Genomic DNA, 9,751 nt, shown 5'->3' on the forward strand with positions numbered 1-9,751 from the left:
CTATCGACGCGCGATTGATGATGCGATCCGCACCGGCAAAGTCCACGTCGACGACACCGATCGTCAAGAAATGGAACTGTCGTTTTCGCGAGGTTTCTCGCCGGGATGGCTCGAAGGCAACGACCACAAACGATTGGTTCCTGGCAAACAGTCATCCAAACGGGGCATTGAAATCGGCAAGGTATTGGATTTCGACCAGAACCGTATCCGTATCCGGTTAGCGTCGCCGGTCGCACTGGGCGACGGTTTGGCGATCGCGGTTGCCGGAGAAACGATGCAGGGTGGCCGCATCTATTCGATCGAAAGCTTGCAGTACGATCGTATGGAATCCGCCAAAGCCGGCAGCGAAGTGTGGATCGGATTTGGTCGGGGCGAGATCGATTGGCGCGACGTCGATATCGACGACATCGTGTTCAAAAACGACGATCCCAAATTGAACCGTCGATTGCGTCAGAGTTTCGCTCGTGCTGATGCCGTCGTTCGTCAAGAGATTGACATCGAGGTGCACGCGGCGGTGGGTGCGGCATTAAAGATGTCCGCAAAGACCGCCGGTGGTTTGACCGTGGATGTGGTGGGACAGCAAGTGCTCGAAAAAGCCAACAAGCATCCCGCCGACGAAACCATGCTGCGAGAAAAAGTCGCACGACTGGGCGGCACTCCGTTTCACTTGAAGAATTTCAAGGCACATATCAGTGACGGCCCGATGGTCCCCGTCGGGCTGATCAATCAGCTTCGCCGCGAATTGGTCGACGCGTTGATCGAGCGGCTTGAATCGCGTCCCCATCGAACGGTCGATGTCGCCGCGGGACGCCGCATGTTGGCACCGCTGAATCGTGACGCAACCACACAAACCGACGATTCGCCTCGACTCGCCGTGCTGTGCCGCAACTTGGAACAGGTCGCCGTCGCAAGCCAATTCGCCGACTGCACGATCTACGCTGATTTTCACGACGTCCGCGAGTACAAGGATGCGATTGCGACGGCGCACCAAAACAACGCGACGATCGGATTGGCGTGCGTACGCATGCAAAAACCGGGCGAAATGGGCCTTTTGCGAGTGTTGGGACGTCATGAACCCGATTTCTACTTGGCTCGAAATCTTGCCGCCGTCCGCTTTTTGACGGACACCGGCAAGCCGGTGGTTGCCGATTTCTCGCTAAACGTTGCCAATCATCGTTCGGCCGAATGGTTGCTCGGTTTGGGGGTCCAGCGCGTGACCAGTTCCTATGATTTGAATCGCGATCAGTTGATGGACTTGGTCCAATCGGTGGTCCCCCAACAGCTCGAGATCGTCGTGCATCAGCACATGCCGATGTTCCACATGGAGCACTGTGTGTTCTGCAGCGTGATGTCACCGGGAACCAACAAGACAAACTGTGGCCGCCCCTGCGATCGCCACGTTGTCAAATTGCGGGACCGTGTCGGAGCCGAGCATCCGCTGCAAGCCGACGTCGCATGTCGCAACACGCTGTACAATGCCACGGCGCAAAGCGGGTCCGAGATTGTGGCCGATTTAATCGGACGCGGTATCCAGTGGTTTCGGATCGAATTGTTGGACGAAAACGAAAAAGAGACGCGAGAAACCATTCAAACGTATCAAGCGTTACTTGGCGGTGAGATCTCGGGCAGCGAGGTTTGGAAGCGTCTGCAGGCAACGAATCGGTTGGGCGTGACACGCGGGACGCTCGAATCCAAACGCAATCCGCTAGCGATTTTGTAGGCGAGACGAAAACGCAAGAAAAGGGAGCTTGGGCCGATGACAGACTGGAAGCCTATCCCACTTTCTTTAGCACCGCTCGGTACTTGCGGCCGGCTTGTTCGGGTAGGAACGTCCGCTGCCGCTCGGCGCGGTTCTTGCGGAACCAGGTCGCGACCAGGTTTAGCGTGTGAGGATACGCGCCGTGACCGCGATCGATTGAGTTTGCGGTGATTGCTTTCCAGTGCTCGAGCGTCGGCTTCATCCGCGCGTACTGCTCTGCATTTTTAGGGGCCGCCGCCACGGCCGCCAATTCACCGCCATGAATCAAATACCATGTGTGACATCCATCGTAACCGGGCACCGGATAGATAAAGGTATAGTCACGGCGCGCCTTGGCAAGCATCGCTAATTTGCGGTGCACGTACTTGACCGATGCCAGCGTCTCGTAAGCTCGCCCCGCCAACTCGTACTGCTGATTCGCCGAAGCGTTTTCCATTTGGTCTTGCAGCGCCACAATCGGCTCGTCATTGAACCCTTCGAGAAAACTTTGAGCTGCGTTGACTTGCGTCTGGTAGGCGTCGCCGGTGCAGGCGGCTGCACAGGGGCCCAAGCAGGTGTTCAGTTCAAGTCGCAAACAACCGGGTCGATGATCGAGATCGAACAGCTGCAATTGTTCGGCAAAATGAAACACTTGTTGTTGGCTGCAATCTCGCAATCGGAACACTTTGTTGAGTGCATCGATCGCTCGCTGCATCCGCTTGGCACCGTAAAACGGCCCTTCCACGCCGACACAATCTTGCGGTGGCTTGGCCGCCAAAAAGAAATAGGGGGCGGGAACGCGGCCCAGACACAGATAGACGGGGCGTTGACGCTTTGGCACTCCCTGAACATTCCAGCGAGGTGAGAAACGGCGAATCAATTGCTGTTCACGAACCAACGCGGCAAAATCACTCGGTTGGGTTTCCCACTGAATCGCTCGCGTGTTCTCGATAATGCGGCCGCCTTTTTCGTCCTTGTTTGAATCGGCAAAGTAGCTGAGCAATCGCGAGCGGAGCGACTTGCTCTTGCCGACATAGATCAAATCCCCTTTGCGGCTGAGCATGCCATACACGCCGGGAACCTGCGGACAGGTCTGCACGATTTGGTCTCGAATCTCTCGCTTGGTCTGGCCCCCGACCGCTTCGATCCCACGCGGCGCGTGCGGATTGAGTGAATCGATGCCAAAGCCAAACGCGGGCTGATCGGGCCAAATTGCCTCCATGCTGTCTGCCGTCCTTGGGTTGGATAATGGATTGCCAAAAAAATCGCGTGTCGCGAAATCATTATGCCGCAATCTCTGCAATCGCCCAAGCAGCAAAATGGGCGGGCGATTTGAATTTGACAGTCAATTTGCGGTGCTAGCAAAAACATCATCCTGTCCGATAGGCCGGCGGCTCAGAGCTGCATTTCGACGATCGAGAGGGCATCGGCTGCAGTTTTCGCGTCAAGGATCGGCGAGACGTCGGAGCCTGCGACCGCTTCGGCTGCCGCATCGATCTCTTCGATGAATCCGGCAATTGGGTCACCATCACCGAGTGTGGGCCGCTCGACCGAACCATCCGCATTCATGATCGTCAGCGGAATCGACGCGGTGCTGCCGTCGGCATAGGCGGCGAACTCGAACTGCAGCGTCGCCTTTTCGAAGCTGACTTCGTAACCGTGAGTGAATCCGCGCGCGGGTGAATCGATCACACCTCCGCCTGCCGATACGACCAACGAAGGGTCTTCGAACTGGAACACGGTTTCGTAAAACTTGGGCGTGCCATCTTTGCTTTGCTTGGCACACGACGCGGCACGGGGCATCCCAAACAGCAAGCGAATGAGATGCGCATCATGGACTTGCAGATCCACAAGCGGCCCCCCGACTTTGCTGCGATCATAAAAATCGGGGATCCAATCCGGCGGGCTGATGGTGCGTTTAAAGCGTCCGGCGATCGGTTTGCCCCAGCGGCCATCGCCTGCGGCATCGACCAAGATTTTGAACTCGGGCATGAACGGCAAAATGTGAGCGACCATCAATTGGCCCGGTTTTGCTTCGGCGGCGAGTGCTTGGGCGGTCGCCGCATCGAGCGCGAGGGGTTTTTCACAAAGCACTCGCTTGCCACTTTGAAAACAGCGACGGATGGCATCCGCGTGCAGATGAGGCGGCAGACAGATATCGATTAGATCAATCGAATCGTCCTCTAACATCGCATCCAACGACTCGACCACGTTAATCGCGCTGACGTCAATCTGTTCTCCCGGAGGCCCGAAGTTTCCTTTAATTTCTCGCCAATCTCCACTGCGTTTCTTGGGGTCGCGACTGGCAAACGCGACCAACTCGGCTCGGGTTGATCGTTGATAGGCCAAGTAATGGATCCAGCCCATGAATCCGACTCCAACAATTCCAGCTCGCATTGAATTCTCCGAGAAATCTTGATGAATGACGACAATGAATGATTCTGATTCAATTCGTTTGTGGCGTGATTGTAACGCAAAACTCGCTTCCACAGGTCCCACGTTCAGCTAACGGTGTCGATGCACTAAACTGATCGACTCTGATCACGCCGCCCGTCCGCTCCTTCATTATCGAATCGCGGCTTTTCGAATCGCGGTGCCTTTTCTGAGGAAAATAAAATGAAACCCATTCTGCTTCTGCTCTCGATGCTGGGACTCGCTCCACTAATCGCCCAGAATGGGGCAGCCCAGGACTGGCCACAATGGCGAGGCCCCGATGCCAACAACCATGCCGCATCGGAAGTCAAACTGCCGATTCGCTGGGACGTTTCGACCGCAAGCGATGTTGCTTGGCGTACCAAAATTCCAGGACGGGGGCATTCGACTCCGATTGTGGTCCAAGAATCGATTTTTCTTACCACTGCGGAATCCGACAAACAAACGCAAAGTGTCCTGAAGCTCAATCGATCCGATGGACGATTGCTGGACCAATGGGTGATCCACCGCGGCACGTTGCCCCAACGCATTCACCCGCACAATTCCTATGCGTCACCGAGCCCAGCATTTGACGGCACTCGGGTTTACGTTGCCTTTCACACTGACGATGCAATTTGGGTCACCGCTTTGACCCCCGAAGGTCGCGAAGTGTGGCAGAAGAAGGTGAGCAAATTTGCACCCGAGGCGTTTCAGTTTGGCTATGGGGCAAGCCCGATAATCGAAGACGATCTTGTGATCGTCGCGGCCGAGTACGATGGCGAAGACAGCGGGCTATATGCGCTGGACTCGCAAACCGGCAAACAGGTCTGGAAGACCACGCGTCCTAAAAACTTGAACTTTGCGTCGCCGATCGTGACGACTCTTTCCGGTCGACGCCAGATTCTGCTTGCCGGTGCGGATAAGATTTGTGCGTATGACCCGCGCAACGGCAAAGAACTATGGAGCGTCGACACTGCGACCGAGGCCATTTGTGGCACCATCGTTTGGGACGAACAACAGCGAATCATGGTCAGCGGCGGCAATCCCAAATCAGGAACGTGGTGTGTTAGCGGCGCAGGAAAACACAACGTGCTGTGGGAGAATCCGGTACAATGTTATGAACAATCCTTACTCACGATCCCAGACCATGTCGTTGGCGCCGCTGACAATGGCGTGCTGTATTGTTGGCGGACGCAAGACGGAACGGAGATGTGGAAAAAGCGATTGTTCGGAGGCGGAATTAGCGCCTCGCCGATGTTGGTAGGAGACCGGATCTATATCGCCAGCGAAGCGGGAATGATCTATGTCGTCGCGGCAACGCCCAACCGATTTGACTTGCTGTCCGAGAACCCGTCGGGCGATTCGATCTTTGCCACTCCCGTCGCGATCGACGACCGCTTGTTGATAAGAACCGGGATCGGGGTTGGCGAAGACCGTAAAGAATATCTGATCGCGATTGGAAAAAAATAAAACGGCAAAGCGATTCCATCATGGAAAATCCCTATCAACCGCCTGTCGAAACCGACGCAGCAGCGGCACCAACGGTGTTGCCTCAAGATGGGCCCGTTAGGTTTGCCGGAGGCATGACCGCGGTCGCGGCGGTGGGTGCGATCGGGGGAATCCTGCTGATGATCGTCGCATTTAGCGGTGTTGCGATCGGAAATTACCCTGGCATGATGATTCTGCTGCTTGGTGTGCTGGGGTTTGCATCGTTGTGGGTCGTCGTTTCGCTGCTGCGCGGCGTGACCGTGACGATGCCTTGGAAATGGGTATTGCCGCTGCTGTTAACGCCGATTGTCTTCGTCTTGTTTTTCCCGGTTTGCACCGCCAGTGGCTTGCTAACGATGATGACCATCGGCAATGCCGGCTACGGTCCTTCGATGGTTGGACTTAGTATCTCGGTGATCGGCAGCTTCACATTGGCGATCGCCTGTATCGCAACCGTGATACGTTCACGCTATGCCGCGCGTGCTCGTCAAGACGCCGCGATCGCTCGACATGAAAGTGCAAGCGAATGATCAATCGTCCTAGAATCCCGCTTGCTAAATCCGCGATCGCAGCGATCGATCCTCGACCACGCGCCGATCACGTCATGATCGGCACCACCGCTTCGCTGTGCCCTGAATGCATGACCGTGGTGCCCGCAAAAATCATCACGCGAGGGCAACGCGTTTACTTTCGCAAAAAATGCCCACAGCATGGTGTCCGCGAGGACTTTGTTTGCAGCGATGCTTCCTGGTGGGATCGCGGCGAAGGACATACCGCATCGGTTTTGCCGCTAATGCGATCGACCGAGTCCGACAAAGGATGTCCGCACGACTGTGGGCTGTGCGAAGAACATGAACAACACACCTGTATCGGATTGGTGGAACTGACCGACCGCTGCAACCTGAGTTGTCCGATGTGCTTCGCATCAAGCGGGCCGTCCGGGAAAGACCATTCGCTTGACGATATCATCGCCTCACTTGATCGGTTGATCGAGTGTGAAGGGCACGCCGAGGTGTGTCAATTGTCGGGCGGTGAACCGACGCTGCATCCGCAATTTGAGCGTATCGTGGACGAGGCACTCGCTCGGCCGATTGATTACGTCATGATCAACACCAACGGATTGCGATTGGCCAAAGATGCGGCACTGGTCGAGCGATTGGCAAAGAACCGGGATCGCATCGAAATCTATTTCCAGTGGGATGGGATGGACCGCGAACTGGTTCGCCGGGTGCGTGGCGAAGACGTAATCGATGTCAAACGCCGTGCCCTGGACCGACTGGGCGAAGCCGATTTGAATGTCACGTTGGTGTCGACGCTTACAGCGCCACTGGATGTCCATTTCTACCGCGATTTGTGGTCCGAGGCGTTGGGGCGAACGAATGTGACGGGGCTAAGTCTTCAACCGGCAACGTTTAGCGGTCGGCATTGGCTGCCCGCCGACTTAGAAGACCGCGTGACGTTTCCAGACGTGATCCAAGGATTGGCCAAGGCGAGCGACGGGATGATCGGCGAGCACGACTTCACGCCGCTTCCCTGTGCTCACCCGAACTGTCATCAAATCATGTTGGCGGCGCGAGATGGAAAACGCCTGGCAGCCCTGAATCAAATCGCACCGGTTGCCGACAACCTTGACTTGATCGCCGGGGGCATCAGTTTTACACCCGAGCGATCTCAGCAACTCGTCCGCTTGTTTCTTGAACGCATGTCGCATTGTGGAAGCGATTGCGGTTGTGCGGACGTTGTCTCGCTTGATCCTGCGAAATCGCCAACCCAAACAAAATTTGTCGATTCATTCGCAAGTATGGATCCAGTGCTCGATCGCTTCTTCGCTCGCGTGCTTGCTCAACAAGCCACCGCCAAAGACTTGATGCGAGTCACGATCACGAGCTTTCTTGACGCATACAATTTCGACATTCGTCAACTGATGAAGTGTTGTACGCATCACGTATTGCCAAGTGGTCACATGGTTCCGTTCTGTGCGTACAACACGTTGTACCGCCCCGGCCATTTGTCGCTTCCACCGCTTAAGTCGTAAGCTTTGATGTTTCAATCTCGAATCGCCTACGCCGTTTGTATGGGGTTAGCTGCGGCGATTGCAGCCTATTGGATACGTCGTCGGCAACGGTCGATAGAACTGGATACCGCGCAGCGAATCGGGATTTTGGTCGGCGGTTTGGTGGGCGCGACCGTCGCGGCGAAACTACCATTCCTGCTGGCGGGCACCTTTGCCGGTGGCAACCTGTTGGATCTGTGGTTCAGCGACGGCAAAACGGTGTTGTGGGGATTGGCGGGCGGATACTTGGGAGTCGAGTTCGCCAAGTGGACCTTCTATGTGCGCATTTCCACGGGGGACACGTTTGTCATTCCTGTTGCCATTGCAATCGCAATCGGCCGCATCGGATGTTTGCTGTATGGTTGTTGCTACGGCGTGGCGACGAACCAAAGTTGGGGGCTACGTTTTTCGGCGGCCGAGGACGGCGGATTACTACTGCGGCATCCAACCCAATTGTACGAGTTCGTGTTCCATGTCTTGTTTGCTTGCCTGGCGGGCTACGGGATCCGCAAAGGAAGAGGGACTCCGCACTGGATGCTGCTGTACGTGATCGCTTACGCCATGTTCCGCTTCGTCAGCGAGTCGTGGCGTCCGGAACCACAACTAGCGGGTGGGTTAACCTTCTATCAGTGGAGTAGTTTGGGAATCGGCGTGGGCTTCTCTGCCTTACTTTTGTGGCGTTTGCGTGTTGATAAAATGACGATTCGGTTAATCAAGGATCGAGAATCGAAGTTAGGGATCTGACAAACGATTGGCGAGCAGGTATTGTGGGCAAAACGGCCAGCGACCGAGTCCGTTGAATTCGTTTGCTGTCGTCACGACGTTCCTCTGACCCCACCTGAATCATGCGATTTTTCTCATTGCCACTTTGTTTTACCTTGATTGCGACATCCAGCATGGGTTGGATCGACGCGTGCCATGGCAAGGACGCAGCAGTGGCGGTCGCCGTTGCTGCGGAAGCTTCCTCAAAATCGTCCTCCCAACCTCACTCGACCGCTCCGACATCGCCGCCCATTGACTCGATGCGTGAACTGCAATCGGACGCCATCAAAAAACAATCGGCCCCCTGGGGTCATTGGGGGCATATCCCAAACCGCTACAGCACGTGGCTGAACCATAGCAATCGGTTGATTCCGATCTATACCTTTGGCATCACGCTTGATTCACTTCGCGAAGAGGGCAGTGTATACAGCGACCCAAAACGTCTACAGAAACTGTATGGAAACGTCCCCAGCGACACGGTAAATCCCACTGCACCCTACTTCGACCAAACCGACGTCTATCGGTTGCAAAAGAAAGCAATTGAACAAGGTCGCAAGAACATCATTTTGTTCGTGTTTGATGGAATGGATTGGCAGACCACGCGAGCGGCGGCCATCTACAAGGCGGGAAAAGTCGGCTACGACACCGGCCGAGGCGATGTCTTGTCGTTTCAAAATTACCGTGGCACAAAAACCGACTTCGGATTCTTTTGCACCAGTCCACGGCTCGGTGGCACTAAGTTTGATGTCAATTCGCAAGTGGTGCTTGGCGGCGGCAAGGACGCGTCCGGTGGCTTCGATGTCAAGCGAGGTGGGGCGTACCCGTGGCTCGAACAAAGCAACAGCGACTACTTGCTCGGCTTGGATCGGACTCAGCCGCATAGCGTCACCGACTCGGCTGCATCGGCCGTCAGCATGACTGCGGGCTTGAAAACCTATAACGGATCGATCAACTACACCGTCGATGGTGAGCACATCGTGCCGATCGCTCGTGAATTACAACCACAAGGCTATAAGATCGGTGTTGTTACGAATGTTCCGCTCAGTCATGCGACTCCAGGGGCGGCTTATGCCAACAACGTGGCTCGCTACGACTATCAAGATATCGCACGTGACATGGTCGGATTGCGGTCGTCATCTCATCGCGACAAACCGCTCGAAGGTGTCGATGTGGTGATCAGCGGTGGATGGGGTGAAGGCAAAGACAAAGACGCCGCGCAAGGCGAAAATTTTGCCCAAGGTAACCCTTACTTTCACCAAGCCGATCTCAGCGCCGTGGATCGTAAAAACGGAGGCAAG

Annotated in this window: 8 protein-coding genes; 6 read left to right on the plus strand and 2 right to left on the minus strand. The window is 55.6% G+C overall.

The features are described from left to right. The coding region (locus tag ABX962_RS20430; protein WP_372721867.1) for a DUF3656 domain-containing protein at positions 1 to 1,720 on the plus strand (1,720 nt) is incomplete at its 5' end. 52 nt (positions 1,721 to 1,772) lie between these two features. Here ABX962_RS20430 and ABX962_RS20435 read toward each other — a convergent pair. Together ABX962_RS20435 and ABX962_RS20440 are read right to left on the minus strand one after the other, a co-directional pair. Beyond that, a complete protein-coding gene (locus ABX962_RS20435; RefSeq protein WP_372721868.1) occupies positions 1,773 to 2,960 on the minus strand; it encodes a GIY-YIG nuclease family protein in 1,188 nt (395 codons plus the stop codon). 173 nt (positions 2,961 to 3,133) lie between these two features. Beyond that, positions 3,134 to 4,135 (minus strand): Gfo/Idh/MocA family protein, encoded by a 1,002-nt coding sequence (locus ABX962_RS20440; RefSeq protein WP_372721869.1) that lies wholly within the window; start codon positions 4,133 to 4,135, stop codon positions 3,134 to 3,136. A 219-nt stretch (positions 4,136 to 4,354) separates the two neighbouring features. Here ABX962_RS20440 and ABX962_RS20445 point away from each other — a divergent pair, with 219 nt between their 5' ends. From ABX962_RS20445 to ABX962_RS20465, 5 genes are all read left to right on the plus strand, one after another. Next, entirely contained in the window at positions 4,355 to 5,620 is a 1,266-nt protein-coding gene (locus ABX962_RS20445; protein ID WP_372721870.1) for a PQQ-binding-like beta-propeller repeat protein, read from the plus strand. A 20-nt stretch (positions 5,621 to 5,640) separates the two neighbouring features. Next, a complete protein-coding gene (locus tag ABX962_RS20450; protein ID WP_372721871.1) occupies positions 5,641 to 6,168 on the plus strand; it encodes a hypothetical protein in 528 nt (175 codons plus the stop codon). Continuing rightward, complete coding sequence (locus ABX962_RS20455; RefSeq protein WP_372721872.1) at positions 6,165 to 7,673, plus strand: radical SAM protein; 1,509 nt, start codon at positions 6,165 to 6,167, stop codon at positions 7,671 to 7,673. Before ABX962_RS20450 ends, ABX962_RS20455 begins: the two co-directional genes overlap by 4 nt. A 6-nt stretch (positions 7,674 to 7,679) precedes the next feature. Next, positions 7,680 to 8,435: a prolipoprotein diacylglyceryl transferase gene (locus ABX962_RS20460; protein WP_372721873.1), complete on the plus strand. Its 756-nt coding sequence runs from the start codon at positions 7,680 to 7,682 to the stop codon at positions 8,433 to 8,435. A 101-nt stretch (positions 8,436 to 8,536) separates the two neighbouring features. Beyond that, positions 8,537 to 9,751, plus strand: a 1,215-nt coding sequence (locus tag ABX962_RS20465; RefSeq protein WP_372721874.1) for an alkaline phosphatase, incomplete at its 3' end; no start/stop codon positions are given.

It is taken from the genome of Novipirellula sp., from assembly GCF_041583735.1.
Taxonomy (GTDB): Bacteria; Planctomycetota; Planctomycetia; order Pirellulales; family Pirellulaceae; genus Novipirellula.

Bases quoted from the DNA above. Each gene is read 5' to 3' on its own strand.
- ABX962_RS20435 (WP_372721868.1), bottom strand. From the start codon at position 2,960: ATGGAGGCAATTTGGCCCGATCAGCCCGCGTTTGGCTTTGGCATCGAT.
- ABX962_RS20440 (WP_372721869.1), bottom strand. From the start codon at position 4,135: ATGCGAGCTGGAATTGTTGGAGTCGGATTCATGGGCTGGATCCATTAC.
- ABX962_RS20445 (WP_372721870.1), top strand. From the start codon at position 4,355: ATGAAACCCATTCTGCTTCTGCTCTCGATGCTGGGACTCGCTCCACTA.
- ABX962_RS20450 (WP_372721871.1), top strand. From the start codon at position 5,641: ATGGAAAATCCCTATCAACCGCCTGTCGAAACCGACGCAGCAGCGGCA.
- ABX962_RS20455 (WP_372721872.1), top strand. From the start codon at position 6,165: ATGATCAATCGTCCTAGAATCCCGCTTGCTAAATCCGCGATCGCAGCG.
- ABX962_RS20460 (WP_372721873.1), top strand. From the start codon at position 7,680: ATGTTTCAATCTCGAATCGCCTACGCCGTTTGTATGGGGTTAGCTGCG.